Annotated in this window: 17 protein-coding genes; 13 read left to right on the forward strand and 4 right to left on the reverse strand. The window is 71.1% G+C overall.

From position 1 onward, the window contains the following. Positions 1–503: 503 nt before the first annotated feature. Positions 504–1,271 carry a type I methionyl aminopeptidase gene (gene map / locus ACIBJB_RS24535; RefSeq protein ID WP_381123666.1) on the reverse strand — a complete coding sequence of 256 codons (768 nt, stop codon included), beginning with the start codon at positions 1,269–1,271 and terminating at the stop codon, positions 504–506. A gap of 32 nt (positions 1,272–1,303) precedes the next feature. On the opposite strand from map, the gene ACIBJB_RS24540 reads away from it, so the two are divergent. The 9 genes from ACIBJB_RS24540 to ACIBJB_RS24580 all read left to right on the forward strand — a co-directional run bounded on the left by ACIBJB_RS24540 (position 1,304) and on the right by ACIBJB_RS24580 (position 13,239). Then, positions 1,304–1,555, forward strand: coding sequence for a helix-turn-helix domain-containing protein (locus ACIBJB_RS24540; RefSeq protein WP_398933245.1), 252 nt, complete (start codon positions 1,304–1,306; stop codon positions 1,553–1,555). Between the two features lie 135 nt (positions 1,556–1,690). Next, entirely contained in the window at positions 1,691–4,222 is a 2,532-nt protein-coding gene (locus tag ACIBJB_RS24545; protein ID WP_398933246.1) for a hypothetical protein, read from the forward strand. A gap of 179 nt (positions 4,223–4,401) precedes the next feature. After that, positions 4,402–5,244, forward strand: coding sequence for a nitrilase-related carbon-nitrogen hydrolase (locus ACIBJB_RS24550; protein ID WP_398933247.1), 843 nt, complete (start codon positions 4,402–4,404; stop codon positions 5,242–5,244). Next, the gene (locus tag ACIBJB_RS24555) at positions 5,241–6,530 is read left to right on the forward strand and encodes an aspartate aminotransferase family protein (protein WP_398933248.1); all 1,290 of its coding nucleotides are present in this window, start codon (positions 5,241–5,243) and stop codon (positions 6,528–6,530) included. Before ACIBJB_RS24550 ends, ACIBJB_RS24555 begins: the two co-directional genes overlap by 4 nt. A 23-nt stretch (positions 6,531–6,553) precedes the next feature. Beyond that, positions 6,554–8,113 (forward strand): PucR family transcriptional regulator, encoded by a 1,560-nt coding sequence (locus ACIBJB_RS24560; RefSeq protein ID WP_398933249.1) that lies wholly within the window; start codon positions 6,554–6,556, stop codon positions 8,111–8,113. A 155-nt stretch (positions 8,114–8,268) separates the two neighbouring features. After that, the gene (locus tag ACIBJB_RS24565) at positions 8,269–9,111 is read left to right on the forward strand and encodes a nitrilase-related carbon-nitrogen hydrolase (protein ID WP_280861628.1); all 843 of its coding nucleotides are present in this window, start codon (positions 8,269–8,271) and stop codon (positions 9,109–9,111) included. Positions 9,112–9,142: 31 nt separating this feature from the next. Next, positions 9,143–10,537, forward strand: coding sequence for a dihydropyrimidinase (hydA, locus tag ACIBJB_RS24570; protein WP_398933250.1), 1,395 nt, complete (start codon positions 9,143–9,145; stop codon positions 10,535–10,537). A gap of 11 nt (positions 10,538–10,548) precedes the next feature. After that, positions 10,549–11,568: a TIGR03842 family LLM class F420-dependent oxidoreductase gene (locus ACIBJB_RS24575; protein WP_398933251.1), complete on the forward strand. Its 1,020-nt coding sequence runs from the start codon at positions 10,549–10,551 to the stop codon at positions 11,566–11,568. Positions 11,569–11,688: 120 nt separating this feature from the next. After that, complete coding sequence (locus ACIBJB_RS24580; RefSeq protein ID WP_398933252.1) at positions 11,689–13,239, forward strand: NCS1 family nucleobase:cation symporter-1; 1,551 nt, start codon at positions 11,689–11,691, stop codon at positions 13,237–13,239. 55 nt (positions 13,240–13,294) lie between these two features. Here the strand turns inward: ACIBJB_RS24580 and ACIBJB_RS24585 are convergent, their stop codons facing one another. Together ACIBJB_RS24585 and ACIBJB_RS24590 are read right to left on the reverse strand one after the other, a co-directional pair. After that, complete coding sequence (locus ACIBJB_RS24585) at positions 13,295–13,963, reverse strand: hypothetical protein (protein WP_398933253.1); 669 nt, start codon at positions 13,961–13,963, stop codon at positions 13,295–13,297. A gap of 151 nt (positions 13,964–14,114) precedes the next feature. Continuing rightward, entirely contained in the window at positions 14,115–15,119 is a 1,005-nt protein-coding gene (locus ACIBJB_RS24590) for a carboxymuconolactone decarboxylase family protein (RefSeq protein ID WP_398933254.1), read from the reverse strand. Positions 15,120–15,286: 167 nt separating this feature from the next. On the opposite strand from ACIBJB_RS24590, the gene ACIBJB_RS24595 reads away from it, so the two are divergent. From ACIBJB_RS24595 to ACIBJB_RS24605, 3 genes are all read left to right on the forward strand, one after another. Next, complete coding sequence (locus ACIBJB_RS24595; RefSeq protein WP_398933255.1) at positions 15,287–16,405, forward strand: sensor histidine kinase; 1,119 nt, start codon at positions 15,287–15,289, stop codon at positions 16,403–16,405. Between the two features lie 312 nt (positions 16,406–16,717). Next, complete coding sequence (locus ACIBJB_RS24600) at positions 16,718–17,380, forward strand: response regulator (RefSeq protein ID WP_398933256.1); 663 nt, start codon at positions 16,718–16,720, stop codon at positions 17,378–17,380. Between the two features lie 43 nt (positions 17,381–17,423). Beyond that, positions 17,424–18,245, forward strand: coding sequence for a class I SAM-dependent methyltransferase (locus ACIBJB_RS24605; RefSeq protein WP_398933257.1), 822 nt, complete (start codon positions 17,424–17,426; stop codon positions 18,243–18,245). Between the two features lie 222 nt (positions 18,246–18,467). Here ACIBJB_RS24605 and ACIBJB_RS24610 read toward each other — a convergent pair whose 3' ends face one another. Beyond that, complete coding sequence (locus tag ACIBJB_RS24610; RefSeq protein WP_398933258.1) at positions 18,468–19,145, reverse strand: GntR family transcriptional regulator; 678 nt, start codon at positions 19,143–19,145, stop codon at positions 18,468–18,470. Between the two features lie 103 nt (positions 19,146–19,248). Between ACIBJB_RS24610 and ACIBJB_RS24615 the strand changes: the two genes are divergently transcribed. After that, positions 19,249–20,430: a mandelate racemase/muconate lactonizing enzyme family protein gene (locus tag ACIBJB_RS24615; protein WP_398933259.1), complete on the forward strand. Its 1,182-nt coding sequence runs from the start codon at positions 19,249–19,251 to the stop codon at positions 20,428–20,430. Positions 20,431–20,519: the final 89 nt, after the last annotated feature.

Here is a 20,519-nt window from a genome sequence, read left to right on the forward strand (position 1 = left end):
CCGGCATCCCCGCGCGGGCCGGGGATCCCCTCGCTGATCGACGTGACGGGGTCGGGTAACCCGGGTGTCAGCCGGTTACACCTTCGCACGGATGGGGGAGCGGGGCACTTTCAGCGGGCGGCCGGCTTGGCCTCATGGCACAGCTCGTCGGGCGCGGCGCGCTGCACGAGGCCCTCCTCGGCCTGTGCGCCGAGGAGGGCTGCCCAGCTGTCTCTGCGACGCGGCGGAAGCCGTGGAGGGCCATCTGCTCAGCGGCCATGCTCCCGGCCCGGGCCGGCCGGACGCCGGCAGTGCCGAGACGTGCGGCAATTCGCGAAGGACGGGCGCCGGGTGTCGCGCTCTCGACCGGCGGGCTCTCGCAGGGCAGCCGCTGCGAGAACGTGAGCCGCCGCTCCTCGCCCTTGCGCGGGCAGAGTTACGCGACTCTCCGTCGACCGCGTACCTGCTCCGGCCCCTCCTGAGGAGGACCTCGCCCCTCGACTCCCGCGGGGACGCAGGTCGACTCAGCGCGCCGTCAGGACGCGTGGGCCCGCGTCCGTGATCGCCACGGTGTGCTCGGTGTGTGCCGCCCGCGAACCGTCGTTGGTCTTCAGCGTCCAGCCGTCCGGCGCCGCGTGGTACTCGTCCGTGCCGCCGGCGATGAGCATCGGCTCGATCGCGAGCACCATGCCGTGCCGCAGGGCGAGGCCCCGTCCCGGGCGTCCTTCGTTCGGTACCGGCGGGTCCTCGTGCATACGGCGGCCGATGCCGTGTCCGCCGAAGTCGTCCATGATGCCGTAGCCGCCGTCCCGGCACACCGTGCCGATCGCGTGCGCGATGTCCCCGATGCGGTTGCCCACGACCGCCGCCGCGATCCCGGCCGCCAGCGCCTGCTCCGCGGTCTCGATCAGCCGGACGTCGGCGGGGCGCGGCCTGCCGACCGTGAAACTGATCGCCGAATCACCGGCCCAGCCGCCGAGTTGGGCACCGCAGTCGATCGAGACGAGGTCGCCGTCGCGCAGCCGGTAGCCGGTGGGGATGCCGTGCACGATCGCGTCGTTCACGGAGGCGCAGATGACGGCGGGGAAGGGGGTGGTGGCGAAGGAGGGGCGATAACCGAGGAAGGGCGAGGACGCCCCGGCCTCCCGCAGCACCCCGCGTGCCACCTCGTCCAGTTCCAGCAGGGAAACGCCCACGTCAGCGGCTTTTTGTACGGCGGTCAGGGCGCGCCCGACCACCTGTCCCGCCTCGTACATGGCCTCGATAGATGTGTCTGTCTTCAGCTCCACCATGCCAATTACTATACCGGTATTAGAATGGGGGCATGGTGCGCACCCCTCTCACTCCCGAAGAACACGAACGCGGCGAGCGGCTCGGCCGGCTGCTGCGCGAAGCCCGTGGCGGCCGCAGTATGACCGCGGTCGCGGCGAGTGCCGGGATCTCCCCGGAGACCCTCCGGAAGATCGAGACCGGGCGGGCTCCCACCCCGGCCTTCTTCACGGTGGCCGCGCTCGCCCGGGCCCTCGGGCTCTCCATGGACGAGCTGGCCGGACTGTGCGAGTTGGCGGGCGTGTGACGGAAGTTCGCTCACCGGTCCGGGGCCGGGTCGGGAGGGTCCTGCTGCTCCTTTGCAAACTGGTTGTAGCCCGTTCGTAACACTGCTGGTGTTGCCTTACGGACCGGAGTGCTCCGGTCTAACGGGAGTTGAGCGATGGCAGTGGATCAGCTCCCGGGGCGGCTGCGGGAGTTCGTGGCCTACCTGGACGGCCTGCTCGCGCGCCTGGATCAGGGCGGCGGCTGGTGCGCGGTGTTCTGGCAGCGCGACCCGGACGGTATGCAAGCCTGCCTCGACGGCCGCGAAGTGCCGCCCTGGGACGTGGTCGAGTCCCTCCTCCAGGACCTTGCCGCTGAGTACGGCCCCGAGTTGGCCCACGTGGAGGCGGAGCGGGCCCGCCCCTTGCACGCCGCCGCCCAGACAGCCCACGACGCCCGCCCCGGTGGCCGGGACGCCCTCGGCGACCGCTTCGACGTCATGCTCCGCGAACAGCGCTACGCCGCGGAACGGCAGGCCGAGTTGGGCCGCCTGCTCGCCACCGCCAGAACCCAGGAGGAGGCCGACGCCATCCGTCTGGACCTCGCCTGGGCCCGCGACGACCACGAGCGCGCCGTCCGCCGCTGCGCCGAACTCCAGTCCCGGATGGCCGAGTTGGACGGCCGGTCGATGGGCGGCCGGGTCCGGGCGATACGACGGGGGCAGGTCGCGGACGGTGGAGCGTTCCGGGGGGCGTACGGGGACGGGGGCGACGCGACCGGGGCTGGCGGCCATGTGTCCGGCGGTACCGGGGGCGGCAGGCTGGCCGACGGCTATGGCGGTGGGGCTGCTGGGGTCGGCGGGGACGGAGTGGGTGGTGCCGGGGGTGCTGGGCGGGGGCTGGGCGGCTATGGCGGTGAGGCTGCTGGATTCGACCGCCACGAGTCGGGCGCCCGCGGAGCCGGTGGCCGAGGCCCCGAGTTCCCGAACATGCCCCAGCAGCGCGACACCACGTCGACCGCAGGCACCGAAGCGACCCACGGCGGACCCGCCGAGCAGTGGCCGGGCCCCGCCGAAGCGGCCCGCTCCGGGCACGCTAAGCAGGGGTCGGCTCCTGCCGGGATGGACGGCTCGGGGCACGACCCGTGGCGGTCGGGCGCTGCCGAAGAGGCTCGCCCGGGCCATGCCGTGCAGGGGTCGGCTCCTGCCGAGGTAGACGGCGCAGGGAACGCGCGGCTATGGGCGGATGCGGCCGAAGCCCCTCGCTCGGGGCACGGCCCGCAGGGGTCGGTTCCTGCCGGGATGGACGGTCCGGGACGCGCCCCACGCTGGGCGGGTGCTGCCGAGGCCGCTCGCTCGGGGCACGCTTCAGAGGGGTCGGCTCCCGCCGGCGTGGACGGCGCAGGGCACGCCCCGCAATGGTCGACTCCCACTGCTGCGGACGGTCCGGGACGCGCCCCGCAGTGGTCGGGGTCCGCCGAGGCGGCCCGTGCGGGGCGTACCCCGGAGTGGTCGGACTCGGCCGAGGCGGCCCGTCCGACGGATACCCCGCGGTGGTCGGGTTCGGCCGAGGCGGCCCGTCCGACGGATACCCCGCGGTGGTCGGATTCCGCCGATGCGGCTCGTGCGGGACGTACCCCGCAGTGGTCCGACTCGGCCGAGGCCGCCCGTCCGACGGATACTCCGCAGTGGTCGGATTCCGCCGAGGCGGCTCGTACGGGGCACACCCCGCAGTGGTCGGACACCGCCGAAGCCGCCCGTCCGGGATACCGCCCGCAGTCCGCCGCCCCCGGCGACGCAACCCGCCCCGGCCCGCACCGGCACAGCGAGGCCGACGCGTCCCGCACGACGTACGCCCCGTATCAGCAGGGTTCGCCCGCGGTCGCCCGTCCCGACCGCACGCCCCAGCCCGACGCCGAGGTCCCGCAACAGCCGACCCCCGCCGCCCAACCGCCGGAGGCCCCCGCACCCACGACGAACAAGCGCAAGCGCCGCCGTGGCAGTGCCCGTTTCGCCGGTATGGCCGAGGAGGGCGGCGCCCCCGTCGTCGTACCCCCGGCTGCCGTGCCCGATCTGCCCACCGGGCCCGTGACCAAGGGGCGCACCCCGCGCGGGGCCCGTTTCGCCGGGGCCGCGGAGGCGGCGGAGGAGCGGTCGGCACAGCGGGGCGAGGCGGCGGACGTAGCCGCTCGGAGGGAAACCGCCGACACCATCGCGACGCTGACGCGGCTGCGCGCGGAGGGCCGGACCGGTGAGGCGCACGCGCTGCTCGCCGAGGTCGCCCACTGGCCCGCCGACCGCTTTCCGCTGCTCGCCGCGGAGCTTCAGCACGCCGGGCTCCGCGCCGACTGGGCGACTCTCATGTGGGAGGCCGCCTCGCTGCCCGCCGACCGGCTGGTGGCGGCAGCCGACGCGCTGGTCGCGGCCGGGCGCGGCGCGGACGGGGAACAGGTGCTCCGGCAGGGCGTCGCACGGCCCGCGGGCGAGATCGGCACCGCCGTGCTCGCACTGGTCGCCGACGGCCGCCGTCGTGAGGTCTCCGCGCTCCTCGACGCCTACGTCCGCGTCCGCACCCCCGAGGAGGCCGCCCGCAGCGCCGAGCCCGGCCCACAGACCCTCGTACCGCTCCTCCTGGCCGCCGCGCGAGGCGTCTCGGACGAGCGGCACTGGGACCTGGTCCACGCCCTGCGGGTCGCCGGATTCTCCGCCTGACAGGTCCCCCACAACCTGCTGACCGGCCACGTCGCTCCTCCACTGGAGTGTGAAACGTGATCGACTTCGCGGGTTAACGACGATGGTCTTGGCAAGCCTCTCCAGGAGGCTTACGTTCGTCCCTCTACGGCTACATCTACGGGCGTAGAGGCTCTGACGTCCCGCCGAAGGAGCAGCTCATGGCCAACGTCGTACGTGCCGCTCTGGTCCAGGCCACCTGGACCGGCGACACCGAGTCCATGGTGGCGAAACACGAGGAGCACGCCCGCGAGGCGGCCCGACAGGGCGCGAAGATCATCGGGTTCCAGGAAGTGTTCAACGCCCCCTACTTCTGCCAGGTCCAGGAACCGGAGCACTACCGCTGGGCCGAGCCGGTGCCCGACGGCCCCACCACCAGTCGTATGCAGGCACTCGCCCGCGAGACCGGCATGGTGATCGTCGTGCCGGTGTTCGAGGTCGAGCAGTCCGGCTTCTACTACAACACCGCGGTCGTGATCGACGCCGACGGCAGCGTCCTCGGCAAGTACCGCAAGCACCACATCCCGCAGGTCAAGGGCTTCTGGGAGAAGTACTACTTCAAGCCCGGCAACCTCGGCTGGCCGGTCTTCGACACTGCCGTGGGCAAGGTCGGCGTCTACATCTGCTACGACCGCCACTTCCCGGAGGGCTGGCGGCAGCTGGGGCTCAACGGCGCCCAGCTCGTCTACAACCCGTCCGCCACGCACCGGGGACTCTCCTCCCACCTGTGGCGCCTGGAGCAGCCCGCGGCCGCCGTCGCCAACGAGTACTTCGTCGCCGCGATCAACCGGGTCGGCGTCGAGGAGTACGGCGACAACGACTTCTACGGGACGTCGTACTTCGTCGACCCGCGCGGTCAGTTCGTCGGGGACACGGCGAGCGACAAGGAGGAGGAACTGGTCGTCCGCGACCTGGACTTCGACCTCGTCGAGGAAGTGCGGCAGCAGTGGGCGTTCTACCGCGACCGCCGCCCCGACGCCTACGAAGGGCTGGTGCAGCCGTGACCGAGGACCTGCTGGGACGCCACCGTGCCGTCCTGCCCGACTGGCTCGCCCTCTACTACGAGGACCCGCTGGAGATCACACACGGCGAGGGCCGCCACGTGTGGGACGCCGAGGGCAACAAGTACCTCGACTTCTTCGGCGGCATCCTGACCACGATGACCGCGCACGCCCTGCCCGAGATCACCAAGGCGGTGAGCGAACAGGCCGGACGGATCGTCCACTCGTCGACCCTGTACCTGAACCGGCCGATGGTCGAACTCGCCGAGCGCATCGCCCAGTTGTCCGGCATCCCGGACGCCCGGGTCTTCTTCACCACCTCCGGCACCGAGGCCAACGACACCGCGCTGCTGCTCGCCACGACCTACCGCCGCAGCAACACCATCCTGGCGATGCGCAACAGCTACCACGGCCGCTCCTTCAGCGCGGTCGGCATCACCGGCAACCGCGGCTGGTCACCCACCTCGCTGTCCCCGCTGCAGACGCTGTACGTCCACGGCGGCGTGCGCACCCGCGGCCCGTACGCCTCCCTCGGTGACGACGACTTCATCGCGGCCTGCGTCGACGACCTCAAGGACCTGCTCGGTCACACCCGCCCGCCCGCCGCCCTGATCGCCGAGCCGATCCAGGGTGTCGGCGGCTTCACCTCCCCGCCCGACGGCCTCTACGCCGCCTTCCGCGAGGTGCTCGACGAGCACGGCATCCTGTGGATCGCCGACGAGGTGCAGACCGGCTGGGGCCGTACCGGCGACCACTTCTGGGGCTGGCAGGCGCACGACCGGTCGGGCCCGCCGGACATCCTCACCTTCGCCAAGGGCATCGGCAACGGCATGTCCATCGGCGGAGTCGTCGCCCGCGCCGAGATCATGAACTGCCTGGACTCCAACAGCATCTCGACCTTCGGCGGCACCCAGATCACCATGGCGGCCGGCCTCGCGAACCTGACGTATCTCCTGGAACACGACCTGCAGGGCAACGCCCGGCGCGTCGGCGGACTGCTGATCGAGCGGCTGCGGGCCGTCGCGGCGCAGGTCCCGGGCGTACGGGAGGTGCGTGGGCGCGGTCTGATGCTCGGCGTCGAGCTGGTGAAGCCCGGCACCGACGAGGCCGACCCGCAGGCCGCGTCCGCCGTGCTCGAGGCGGCCCGCGCCGAGGGGCTGCTCCTCGGCAAGGGCGGCGGGCACAACACCAGCGCCCTCAGGATCGCCCCGCCCCTGTCCCTGACCGTCGCGGAGGCCGAAGAGGGCGCCGCGATCCTCGAACACGCTCTGAGGAGCACCATCCAGTAGGTCCACAGCAAGGGAACACCGTCATGAGCACCACCTTGGAGCGCCTGGGGCCCCTGGAACCTTTGGAACCGACGCTGTCGGTCCGGCAGGTCCTCATGCTGGAACGGGTCCTCGCCGGGGAGCCCGAGGTGGTGGCCGGTGCCGGTCAGCTCGACCGGGCCGTGCGCTGGGTGCACGTGGCCGAGGCCGCCGACGTCGGCGTGATGCTCAGCGGTGGCGAGATGGTCCTCACCACCGGCGTGCTGCTCGCCGGTGACGACGACAAGCAGGCCGAGTACATCCGGTCCCTGCACCGCGCGGAGGCCGCGGCCGTGGTCCTCGGACTCGGCCGCGCCTTCCCGTCCCCGCCGGACGTGATGCGCCGGGCCGCCGAGCGGTGCGGGCTGCCCATGGTCGTCCTCCACCGGCCCTTCCCCTTCGCGGAGTTGACGGAGGAGGTCCAAGCCCGGCTGGTACGGCGGAAGTTCGCCGCCGTCAGCATGTCCGAGGCCGTGCGCACCGCCCTCACCGGACTCATCACCGCGGGCGCCCCGCTCCAGCGGATGCTGGACGAGATCGCCCACCACAGCGGCTGTCCCGTCGTCGTCACCAACCTCGCCCACCGCGTCCTCGCCACCGCGGGAGAGCGGTCCGCGGTGGACGACGTACTGCGCGACTGGGAGCGCATCGCCCGTCAGGCCGGCGGCAGCGAGGGCGACGGCTGGATCCGCGCCGAACTGGGCGGGCGCGGGGAGCGCTGGGGTCAGATCATGCTGTGCGGCTACCGGGGCGACACCGCCACCGGACGGCTGCTCGCCGACCGCGCCGCCGAGGCCCTCGTCCTGCACCGCATGCTCGGCGGCACCTCCGCCCACACCTGGGAGGAGCAGTCCGCGCAGAGCCTGCTGACCGACCTGGTCAGCGGGGTCGTACCGGCGAGGCAGCTGCTGCCCCGCGCACGGGCGGCCGGACTGCCCGTCAACCGGCGCACCTTCGTGCCGCTCGTGGTGCGGGACGGCGATCCGGCCGAACTCGACCGGGTGCTACGGCTGTTGGGCCTGCCCGGCATCGTCGCCGAGCTCGCCGACGGGGCCACCGCCGTACTGCTGAGCCTGGCCCGGGACCAGGACGCCACGGTGCTCACGGCGAACTTCGCGGCCCGGCTGTCGGGGACGGTCGTGGCGGCAGCGGATCCGAGGACCGCCTGGGACGACGTTCCCGCCGGTATGCGTGAGGCCCGGCATGTCGCGGACGCCGTCGCCTCGGGGGTCCTCGATCTCCCGGCCGTCGTCCGCCTCAAGGACGTCCATCTGCGCGGTCTGATACGGCTGTTGCGCGACGACCCGCACGTGCAGTCCTTCGCCGAGCGCGAGCTGGACGGACTGCTGTGCGCCGCGGGAGACGATCTGCTGGCGGTGCTGCGCACCTATCTCGCCACCGGCCGCAACAAGTCCCGCACCGCCCAGCTCCACCACGTCTCCCGCCCCGCGCTCTACCGGCGGCTGGAAGCGATACAGGGCCGGCTCGGCGTCGACCTCGACGACTTCGAACAGGCGGCCTCGGTGCACATCGCGCTCCTGGCGCACGACGCGCAACAGGGCTGAAACATGCCACGACCTGGGAAAACGGCGGTGAAACATGGGCTCGCGAGAGGGTGACACCGTGGCACGCCCAAGGCCCGCAGACGTGACACCGTGCAACTCAATGCCAGTTTCCGGACTTCCTAGTCTTCTCGCACACCGAGTGACCGGAGGTCCCGATGAGCAGAGTGATTCGTGCCGCCCTCTTCCAGACCGCGTGGACGGGCGACAAGGAGTCGATGATCCAGGTACACGAGCAGGCGGCCCGGGACGCGGCCGCGCAGGGTGCTCAGGTCCTGTGCTTCCAGGAGCTGTTCTACGGGCCGTACTTCTGCCAGGTCCAGGACAAGGCGTTCTACGAGTACGCCGAGCAGATCCCCGACGGCCCGATCGTCAAGCGGTTCCAGGCGCTGGCCAAGGAACTGGGCATCGTCCTCATCCTGCCGATGTACGAGGAGGAGCAGCCCGGCGTCCTCTACAACACCGCCGCGGTGATCGACGCGGACGGCTCGTACCTCGGCAAGTACCGCAAGCACCACATCCCCCAAGTGCCGGGATTCTGGGAGAAGTTCTACTTCCGACCCGGCAACCTCGGCTGGCCGGTCTTCGACACCAAGGTCGGGAGGATCGGTGTGTACATCTGCTACGACCGTCACTTCCCGGAGGGCTGGCGGGCGTTGGGCCTGGCCGGTGCCGAGATCGTCTTCAACCCGTCGGCCACCTCGCGCGGACTGTCCGCCTACCTGTGGCAGCTGGAGCAGCCGGCCGCGGCCGTCGCCAACGAGTACTTCATCGGCGCCATCAACCGGGTGGGCGTCGAGGAGCTGGGCGACAACGACTTCTACGGGACGACGTACTTCGTCGACCCGGAGGCGCAATTCGTCGGCGAGGTGGCGAGCGACAAGGAGACCGAACTCGTCGTCCGCGACCTGGACATGGCCAAGCTTCGCGAGGTCCGCGACCGCTGGCAGTTCTACCGCGACCGCCGTCCGGACGCGTACCCCCCGCTGACCGCACCCTGACCGAACCGACCACCTTGGCAGGAGAGGGAACATGAGCAGCCGTACCGTCATCCGCGGTGGCCTCGTCATCACCGCGTCCGACGAGATCCACGCCGACGTGCTGATCGAGGACGGCCGCATCGCCGCCCTCGCCGTGCCCGGTACCCAGAGCTGGACCGCGGACCGCACGATCGACGCCACCGGGAAGTACGTCATCCCGGGCGGCGTCGACGCCCACACCCACATGGAGCTGCCGTTCGGCGGCACCTTCGCCTCCGACACCTTCGAGACCGGCACCCGGGCCGCCGCCTGGGGCGGTACCACCACGATCGTCGACTTCGCGGTGCAGAGCGTCGGCCACACCCTGCGCGAGGGCCTGGACGCCTGGCACGCCAAGGCCGAGGGCAACTGTGCCATCGACTACGGCTTCCACATGATCGTCTCCGATGTGAACCAGGAGACGCTCAAGGAGATGGACCTGCTGGTGGAGGAGGGGGTCACCTCCTTCAAGCAGTTCATGGCCTACCCCGGCGTCTTCTACTCCGACGACGGCCAGATCCTGCGCGCCATGCAGCGCTCCGCCGAGAACGGCGGCCTGATCATGATGCACGCCGAGAACGGCATCGCGATCGACGTGCTGGTCGAGCAGGCGCTGGCGCGCGGCGAGACCGACCCCCGCTATCACGGCGAGGTGCGCAAGGCCCTCCTCGAGGCCGAGGCCACCCACCGCGCCATCAAGCTCGCGCAGGTCGCCGGCGCGCCCCTCTACGTCGTGCACGTCTCGGCCATGGAGGCGGTGGCCGAGCTGGCACGCGCGCGTGACGAGGGGCTCAACGTCTTCGGAGAGACCTGCCCGCAGTATCTGTTCCTGTCGACGGACAACCTCGCGGAGCCGGACTTCGATGGCTCGAAGTACGTGTGCAGCACGCCCCTTCGTCCGAAGGAGCACCAGGCCAAGCTGTGGCAGGGCCTGAGGACCAACGACCTCCAGGTCGTCTCCACCGACCACTGCCCCTTCTGCTTCGTGGGCCAGAAGGAACTCGGCCGCGGCGACTTCTCGAAGATCCCCAACGGCCTCCCCGGCGTCGAGAACCGCATGGACCTGCTCCACCAGGGTGTCGTCGACGGACACATCTCGCGCCGCCGCTGGATCGAGATCGCCTGCGCCACCCCGGCCCGGATGTTCGGCATGTACCCGAAGAAGGGGACCATCGCCCCGGGCGCCGACGCCGACGTCGTCATCTACGACCCGCACGCCGAGCAGATCGTCTCCGCCGAGACCCACCACATGAACGTCGACTACTCGGCCTACGAGGGCAAGCGCCTCAAGGGCCGGGTCGAGACGGTCCTGTCGCGCGGCGAACTCGTCATCACCGAGCGGGAGTACACCGGGCACGCCGGGCACGGCACGTACACCCCCCGCTCCACCTGTCAGTACCTCAACTAGGAGTGGCGCCCATGGACTTCGGACTCGTCCTGCAGACGGATCCGCCCGCCTCGAAGGTCATCAGCCTGATGAAGCGGGCCGAACGCAACGGCTTCACCTACGGGTGGACCTTCGACTCCGCCGTGCTCTGGCAGGAGCCGTTCGTGATTTACAGTCAGATCCTGTCGAACACCTCGAAGTTGAAGGTCGGCCCGATGGTCACCAACCCGGGCACCCGTACCTGGGAGGTCACCGCCTCCACCTTCGCCACCCTCAACGACATGTTCGGCAACCGCACGGTGTGCGGCATCGGCCGCGGCGACTCCGCGATGCGCGTCGCGGGGCGTACGCCCAACACGCTGGCGCGGATCAGCGAGGCCATGAAGGTCATCAGGGCGCTCGGTTCGGGCCAGGAGGCCGACCTCGGCGGCACGGTGATCAGGTTCCCGTGGATCAAGGAGGGCGCCGAACTCCCCGTATGGATGGCGGCGTACGGTCCGAAGGCACTGAAGATGACCGGCGAGGAGGCCGACGGGTTCATCCTCCAGCTGGCCGACCTGTACCTGACCGAGTACATGGTGAAGGCGGTCAAGGACGCGGCCGTCGCCGCGGGCAGGGATCCCTCAGAGGTCAAGATCTGCGTGGCCGCCCCCGCCTACGTCACCGAGGACGACTCGCCCGAGGCACTCGCCCACGCGCGCGAGCAGTGCCGCTGGTTCGGCGGCATGGTCGGCAACCACGTCGCCGACCTGGTCTCCAAGTACGGCGAGCACTCGGCCGCCGTCCCCGACGAGCTGACGGACTACATCAAGGCGCGTGAGGGGTACGACTACTCGCACCACGGGCGGGCCGACAACCCGGACACCGCGTTCGTGCCCGACGAGATCGTCGACCGCTTCTGCGTCATCGGACCGGTCGAGAAGCACATCGAGAAGCTGAACGCGCTGCGCGAACTGGGCGTCGACCAGTTCGCCGTCTACGACATGCACGACGCCCAGGAAGCGACCATCGACGCGTACGGCTCGAAGGTCATCCCCGCCCTCAACGCCTGACCCGCGATCCCCGACCCCCCACACCTTGTTCCCCCCTCTCCTCCCGCCGTCCCGGGGTGGAGAGGGGCCCAAGGCCCCCGCACGGCCTATCCCGTCCCGCTCTGATCGATTGGCCTGCCCATGACCGAAACAGTCCCCACGGGGTCGCCGATATCGCCGTCCGCCGGTGGCCGCGTCGAACTCGCCCCCGAGGCCTTCCCCGCCGACAGCCCCTTCGCCAACGAGGACCTGCGTCCCGTACCGGTCTCCGAGCGCAAGTGGACGACGTACAACTTCGCGGCCCTGTGGATCTCCATGGCGCACTGCATCCCCAGCTGGACCCTGGCCTCCGGCCTGGTCGCGCTCGGCATGGACTGGAAGCAGGCCGTGTTCACCATCGCCCTGGCCAACATCATCGTGCTGCTGCCGATGCTGGCCACCGGGCACGCCGGACCCAAGTACGGCATCCCCTTCCCGGTTCTCGCCCGCGCCTCCTTCGGGCTGCGCGGCGCCAACATCCCGGCCCTGATCCGGGCGGCCGTGGCCTGCGGCTGGTTCGGCATCCAGACCTGGATCGGCGGCAGCGGCATCTTCGCGCTGGGCTCCAAGCTCACCGGCGGCCACTGGGAGAACGCGGGCAAGATCGCGGGCAACCCCTGGCCCCTGTGGCTCTGTTTTCTGCTGTTCTGGGCGCTCCAGATAGCGATCATCTACCGCGGCATGGACTTCCTGCGCCACTTCGAGAACTGGGCCGCGCCCTTCGTGATCGCCGGTGCTCTCGTCCTGCTGATCTGGATCGCGGTCAAGGCGGACGGCTTCGGCGCGCTGCTCGACCAGCCGTCGAAGCTGGGCTGGGGCCCCGACTTCTGGCCGGTCTTCTTCCCGTCCCTGATGGGAATGATCGGCTTCTGGGCGACTCTGTCCCTGAACATCCCTGACTTCACTCGCTTCGGTGCCAGTCAGAAGGCGCAGACCTGGGGCCAGGCCCTGGGGCTGCCGACCACGATGACCCTCTTCGCGGTCCTCGCCGTGCTGGTCACCTCCGGCTCCGAGGCCATCTACGGCGAGGCCATCTGGGACCCGGTCGCGCTGGCGGCCAAGACGGACAACGCCTTCGGTCTGCTCTTCGCGCTCGTCATCGTGCTGGTCGCCACCATCTCCGTGAACATCGCGGCGAACGTGGTCTCGCCGGCGTACGACCTGTCCAACCTGGCCCCGAAGTTCGTCAACTTCCGTACGGGCGCGCTGATCACGGGTGTCGTGGGCATCCTGATCTTCCCGTGGAAGCTGATCTCCACCCCGGAGTTCTACATCTTCACCTGGCTCGGCGTGGTCGGCGGTCTGCTCGGCACGGTCGCGGGCATCCTCATCGCCGACTACTGGATCGTCCGGCGTACGGTCCTGCACCTCGTGGACCTCTACACGCCCGGCGGCCGCTACTGGTACACCAACGGCTGGAACTGGCGGGCGATCGTCGCCTTCGTGGTGGGCGGTCTGCTCGCGGTCGGCGGCTCGTACTCGGGGGTGGGCGCGGACGGCAAGAAGACGGGGCCGTTCCCGACCGACGGTCTGATCCCGTTCCTCAAGCCACTGGCCGACTACGGCTGGGCGGTGGGCCTGAGCGCGTCCCTGCTGCTGTACATCGCGCTGATGCTGCCGAAGGGCAGGGAGCAGGAGGGGATCGCGGCCTGACGGTTCGCGTCACGCGCGCGTGGAGGGCGGTCGGGCTAGGTCCCGGCCTGTCGGCTCAGGCCTTCTGGCCGCTCTCCAGTGCCGCCACCGCCTCCTTGGCGGCCTTGATGGCACCCTTGTTGATCTCGTCCGTGCTGGGCGCCTTCTTCGACTCGAAGTCGCTGCCGTTGTACGTCACGGTCACCAGCGCGTTGGACGCCTGGATGATGACCACGCCCTCACGGGTCTGCTGCTTGTCCTCGGTGGTGAGGTTCACCACCGAGTAGCCGGCGTCCCCGACGCCGGGCACGCTGCCGCCGCCGCTCTTCTCGGCGGTGTTCTCCTTGTACGACTTGGCGGCCGCCGCGTCGGACTCCGTGATCTCGAAGGAGACGTCGAGCCAGCGGTAGTCGTACCCCTTGAGCGCGTTCCAGGAGCAGGTGCGACGCAGGGACGTGTCCGTGGAGGGGATCTCCTTGCCGGCCGTCTTGGCACCCGGCACGAGCGACTTGATGGTGGCCGTACCGATGCTGCCGCAGGGAGCGGGGGCGGCGGCGTACTGCTTCGAGGCCGCTGCCGTGGACGCGCCCGAGGGGGTCTCGCCGGCGGCGGACTGCGGCGCCGACTCCTTCTCGGCGGCCGGCGTCGTGGCCGGGCCTGACGTCAGCGCCCAGCCCGCCGCGGCGAGCACGACGACGGGCGAGATGCGCGCGGTGAGGGCGAGCGGCAGGGAAAGAGTTCGCACGGCGCACTTTTCGTGGGGGACGGACGGTGCGGACGGGTCCGCACTGCGGACGGGACGCCAGTTTCACACGTCTCCCTGTGGGGTGGAAGTGTGAACTCGCTCCGTACCGATGCCGTCACAGCACCCTGCCGTCGATGCGTCATGTGTCCGGTTATGTCCGGGCGATGGGCCGGTAGAGGGCCGATTCGATACGGTCCACGGCCAGGAACGCCCCGTAGGACACAAGGTGCACCAGAAGCTCGTCGGTGTGCTCCGGCCGCCGCCAGGCCGCCACGTCCTCGTCGGTGATCCGGTACGGCGCGAGCGCGGCCAGCAGCACCAGACGCGCGCCGGGACGCTCCCGCCGGTCCGGGAGGCCGCTCAGGTCGAGCGGTGGATGCGACCCGTCCCAGTCCAGCAGGGTCTCCTCCACGAGGTCCTGGTCCTCGGTGCCGAGGAGGTGGGCGCCCGCCATGGCCGCCCGGAGCAGTGCCGCGTACGCGAGCCCGACGGGCGTGCCGTCCGCCCACGCCGGGGCTTCACCGGGGTCGGGCAGGTCGAGCAGCGCGAGGGACGCGCCGGGCGGGGCGGGTCGGCGCACGGTCCGGGCGAGCGTGCGGCCCGCGAGGCTGCGGACGGCCCGGAAGCGCTGGGCGTTGCCCGGCAGCAGGTTCTCGGTGAGCAGGGCGGACACGATCCGGTTGATGAAGTGGAAGGCGAACGCCGTGCCGAGGTAGCCCGGAGCGTGCTCGCGCGGGAACGGGTAGGGCTCGGCGCCGAGGCCGCCCGGCACGCGCGTGTGCCTGCCCCAGTCCAGCACGCGCGCGTGCTCCTCGTTCTCCGGCCGCTCTCCTCGGGCGACGCGTTCGGCGAGTGCGTGGTCGCCGGTGGCGTGCAGCAGCATGGTGTGCGCGTCCACGCAGAACGGGCACCGGTTGGCCAGCGAGACGCCGAGCGCCGCCAGCTCCTTGCCGGTGCGGCTGCCGGGGCCCGCGATCAGCGACTCGCGCATCAGCGCCCAGGCGGGGGCGAGGAGGTCCGGCGCGGAGGAGAGGACCACGAAGGTGACGGGTTCGTCGATGCCGAAGTCGCGGGACAGCTGCTCGTAGACCTCGGCGACATGGCCGGTGGCGGCCTTGGGCGGCAGGGGCCGGGTGTAGCGGAAAGGTGTGGACATGGACAGCAGCGTGCGCCCCGACGGCGGCCCTGGTCGTCGTACCGTCGAAGGGAGTTGGCGCTGCATCCGTGAGCGCGGGCCAGGCCGGCGACTACTACGGCGGGAGTAGCGGGGGAGTTGTCCACAGGGCTGACGCCGGCGTCGGTGCGGCGGTCTAGCGTGTGGGCATGAGCGGGCACTCGGTCGACTCGGCCACCTCCCAACGACTCGCCGATCTGGCCCTCGTGGTCGTGGTCGGCGGACTGTGTGTGGTCGCGGCGGCTCTGGACGCGGACACGACCGCCCTGGACTACGCGCTCCTCGTGATGAGTGCGGCCGCGCTCGCGTTCTACCGCGCGGTGCCGCTGGCGGTGCTGGCCGTGGCCACGCTGAGCGGGGCGGCCTACGTCCTGCACGCCCACCCGGGATCCCTCGGCGCGCTGTCCGTCTTCGCCGCCGTGCACCTGGCGTCCCAGCTGGGGCACCGGGGCTGGGCGGCCGCGGCGAGCGGGGTCTTCCTCGGTGCGTACGCGATCACGGGCCCGACGGTCCAGGAGGCGGTCGAGAAGACCGGGCTGCTCGCGGGCTGGTTCGTGTGCGCGGTGGTGACAGGCCTCGCCGGTCGCAACTGGCAGGCGTATCTGCGCCAGACCGAACAGCGCGCGCTGGAGGCCGAGCGCACCCGGGAGGAGGCCGCCTTGCGCCGCGCCGGGGAGGAACGGCTGCGGATAGCCCGGGAGTTGCACGACTCCCTCACCCACAGCATCTCCATCGTCAAGCTCCAGGCGGGCGTGGCCGTCCATCTGGCCCGCAAGCGGGGCGAGGAGGTGCCGCCCGCCCTGCTCGCCATCCAGGAAGCGGGCGGCGAGGCCATGCGCGAGCTGCGCGCCACCCTGGAGGTCCTGCGCACCGACGAGCCGACCGGCACCCCGGCGCTGCTCGTGGAGCGGGCACGGGCGGCGGGCCTCGCCGTCGAACTGAGCGTGACGGGCGAGGAGTGCGCCCTGCCCGCTCCGCTCGACCGCGCCGTGTACCGGATCGTCCAGGAGTCCCTGACGAACGCGGCCCGGCACGCGGGACCGGCCAAGGTGCGGGTGGAACTCGCGTACGGCAAGGACGACGTGACGATCCGTGTGGACGACGACGGGGCCGCGGATCCGGACCGACCGCCGCAGCCCGGCCACGGCCTCACGGGCATGCGCGAACGCGTCACGGCCCTGGGTGGCACGCTGCACACCGGCCCCCGCACGGAGGGCGGGTTCTCGGTGCGGGCGGAGCTGCCTTTGGGGGCGGGGGAGGCGGTGTGATCGGGGCGTGGGGTGACTTCTCTGTGTGCGAGGGATGCGGGGGCTTGAGGACGGGGGCGGATCCCGGGGGTGCGGGATTGGCTGCGAGGGTGGGGGGCGGGTTCATGGTGGGACGTGCATGGGTTGCGACGGTGGGGGACTGGTTCCCGGTGCGCGGGGGATCGTTCGCCAGGGCGCGGGGCGTTTTCACGGCGGGCGCGGGACCGGCGCCCCGCGGTGGGGGCGGCTTCCCGATGGGCCCTGTACCGGTCTCGGGGGAGGCGGCGTGAGTGAGGCGACGGGCGGCTTCCCCGGTGGCGTGGAGGTGTCGGGGTGATCAGGGTGGTGCTCGTCGACGACCAGGCGTTGATGCGGGCCGGTTTCCGGGCCCTGCTCGACGCCGAGGACGGGATCGAGGTGGTCGGGGAGGCGGCGGACGGGGAGAGGGGCGTGGATCTGGTGCGCGCGCAGGTGCCCGACATCGCGCTGATCGACGTACAGATGCCGGTGATGACGGGCATCGAAGCGACCCGGCGGATCGCTGCCGATCCGGAGCTGGCGGGGGTCCGCGTGGTGATCCTCACCAACTACGGTCTCGACGAGTACGTCTTCGAGGCACTGCGGGCGGGTGCGAGCGGCTTTCTGCTGAAGGACACCGAACCGGCCGACCTGCTCCAGGCCATCGAGGTGGTGGCCCGGGGCGAGGCCCTGCTGTCCCCCGCGGTCACCCGCACCCTGATCGGCGAGTTCGTGTCCCGCCCACCCGACCGGTCCACCGCCCCCGGCCTGGAGTGCCTCACCCGCCGCGAACGCGAGGTGACCGCCCTGGCCGCCCGCGGCCTGACCAACGAGGAGATCGCCGAGCACATGGTGATCAGCCCTCTCACGGCCAAGACGCACATCAGCCGAGCGATGACGAAACTGGGTGCCCGTGACCGCGCCCAACTGGTCGTGTACGCCTATGAGTCGGGTCTCGTGACGGCACGCGGCTCCTGATATCCCGTTGCCCGGGCCGGACGTGGATCAGCACCATGAGGCGATGACCGAGACACCACCGCGGATGCACCAGGAGATCCTCGCCTACTACGCCCGGGGCAAGGAGGACGCCAGGCTCAAAGAGGGCGGAGCGCCCGCCGGGCGGCTGGAGTTCTGGCGCACCCAGGACGTCCTGCGCAGACTGCTGCCCGCCCCACCCGCGCGCGTCCTGGACGTCGGCGGCGGCAGCGGCGTACACGCGGAATGGCTCGCACAGGACGGGTACGCCGTCGAACTCGTCGATCCCGTACCGCTCCACGTCGAACAGGCCTCGCGGCTGCCAGGGGTCGCCGCTCAACTCGGGGACGCACGTGAGCTGGCCGCCTCCGACTCCTCGTACGACGTGGTGCTCCTGCTCGGCCCCCTGTACCACCTGCCCGAACAGGCCGACCGGGTACGCGCGTTGGCCGAGGCGGGCCGGGTGGTCCGGCCGGGCGGGCTGGTGGTCGCGGCCACCATCAACCGGTACGCGCAACTGCACGACCTGCTGCGCGAGGAGCGCTACTTCACCCCGGAGCACCGCGAACGCACCGACGCGGTCCTCGCGGACGGCCGCCATCCCTACCATGACGAGGGCTTCTTCACGGTCGCCCATTTCGCCCAACCGGACGAGGTGACCGCGGAGTTCACCGACGCGCGGCTGGCCGTCCAGGGGCAGTACGGCGTCGAGGGCGTGGCCTGGCTGATGGGCGGCGTCGAGGACTGGCTGGACGATCCGGCCCGGAGCGAGACCGTGCTGGCAGCGTGCCGGCACATCGAGTCGGAGCCGACGCTGCTGGGGGCGAGTGGGCATCTGCTCACGGCCGGCAGACGGCCGCCGGCGTGACACGCACCGGACGACGATCAGGCATGGGAAGCCCCGGTGCGGTGGCGTTCGGCCTCCGCGACCCGGATTGCGATCGTGGAGGCCGACGCCGGAGCGGGTGCGGTGCGAGCCGCATCCGCCTTCCTCGGCGCCGGCGCCTGTCTGTTCACGGTGCCGATGTACAACTGCTCGGCGACCGCACGCCGACGTCATCACGACGGCGTGCGGTCGCCGCGCGTCACGTCAGCGAACGCCCTCGCGGTCTTCGAGGGCGCTGATGGCGGTGGCGGTGAGGCTGTGGGTGATATGGCCCCGCATCAGCTGGGCGGCTTCGGCGGCGCGGCCGTCCACGATCAGGGAGACGAGTTGGTGGTGTTCCTGCAGGTCCCGGGTGCGGGGTTCGTCACCGGGCGGGAGTTCGAGGCCGAGGCGCCGGTAGCGGTCGGACTTGTCCCACAGGTCGTCCAGGAGACGGATGAGGACGTCGTTGTGCGAGGCCCGGTACAGCGCCTGGTGGAAGGCGCGGTGGGCCGTGAGTGCCTCTTCGCCCCATTGGCGGGTGACGGGGAGGAGCTTGTCGACGGCGGCCCGCATCGTGGCGATGTCGTCGTCGGTGCGTCGCTGGGCGGCGAGTTCGGCGGCGGTCGGGTCCAGGGACAGGCGGACCTCGAACAACTGGCGGGCCTCGGTCGAGCTCATGACGGAGACCCGGACGTCGCGGTGGGTGTCGACGGTCACGAGTCCCTCGCTGCTGAGGCGCCGGATGGCCTCGCGCAGGGGCGTGATGCTCATGTCGAGGGACTCGGCGAGGTCGTACTGGGCGAGCCGTGACCCGGCAGGGAGAGTGCCGAAGAGGATCCGGTCGCGGAGTTCCGCGTAGGCGAGGTCGCTCTTGCTGAAGAACAGGTTCTGTCCTGCCATGGCCCCCTGACCGTTCTCTCCGGAGCTTCTTCCGGAGCTTCGCCACCCCTTGACATCCCGCATCGGACCGGCCCAGTCTAACAGCCGTCACATCTTATAAGATATGAGAGGCGCCGCAGTGAAGATCACCAACGTCTACGAGGGCGTCGTTCCGATCAGCTCCTCGATCCGCAACGCCTGGATCGACTTCAGCTCCATGGACTGTTCGATCGTGGCGATCGAGAGCGACGTCATCCGGGACGGCAAGCCCGTGGTGGGCTACGGCTTCAACTCCAACGGCCGCTACAGCGCCGGGGAGATCCTGCGCCGCCGCATCCTGCCCCGCCTCCTCGAGGCCGAGCCCGGCAGCCTGCTCGACGAGCGGGGCGGCCTGGACCACGCCAAGGCGTGGGACGTGATGATGCGCAACGAGAAGCCCGGCGGGCACGGCGAGCGCTCGGTCGCGGTCGGTGTGGTGGACATGGCCCTGTTCGACCTGGCCGCCAAGATCGAGGGCAAGCCGCTGTACCGGTATCTGTCCGAGCGCTACGGCGACGGGCAGCCCGACGACTCCGTCTTCGTCTACGCGGCCGGCGGCTACTACGCCCCGGGAAAGACCCTCACCGACCTCCAGGACGAGATGCGCGGCTTCCTCGACCTGGGCTACGACGTCGTCAAGATGAAGATCGGCGGCGCTGACCTGGCGGAGGACCTGCGCCGTATCGAGGCCGTCATCGACGTCCTGGACGGCGACGGCTCCCGGCTGGCCGTCGACGTGAACGGCCGCTTCGACCTCGACACGGCCCTGGAGTACGGGCGGGCCATCGAGCCCTACGGGCTGTTCTGGTACGAGGAGATCGGCGACCCGCTCGACTACCACCTCAACGCCACCGTCGCCGAGCACTACACCGGCCCCATCGCCACCGGCGAGAACCTCTTCTCCCTGCAGGACACCCGCAACCTCATCCGCTACGGCGGCCTGCGCCCCGACCGCGACACCCTCCAGGTCGACCCCGCGCTCTCCTACGGCCTGGTGGAGTACCTGCGCATCCAGGACATGCTCCGGCAGCACGGCTGGTCATCGAGGCGCTGCATCCCGCACGGCGGGCACCAGTTCTCCCTGCACATCGCCGCCGCCCTCAAGCTCGGCGGCAACGAGTCCTACCCGGGCGAGTTCCAGCCCACCGGCGGCTTCGCCGACGACGCCGTCGTCGAGAAGAGCCGCGTCGGCCTGACCGACACCCCCGGCATCGGCTTCGAGACCAAGGCCGCCTTCCACAAGGTGCTGCGCGCCCTGCACAGCTGACCGCCACCACGCCGCGGACGCGCCCGCCACCGGGCGGGCGCCGTCGACTGGCACTGCCGGACGCGGGCGCCGCACGCGAGATCGGGGGC

The organism is Streptomyces sp. NPDC050759 (assembly GCF_044456945.1).
Lineage (GTDB): Bacteria > Actinomycetota > Actinomycetes > Streptomycetales > Streptomycetaceae > Streptomyces.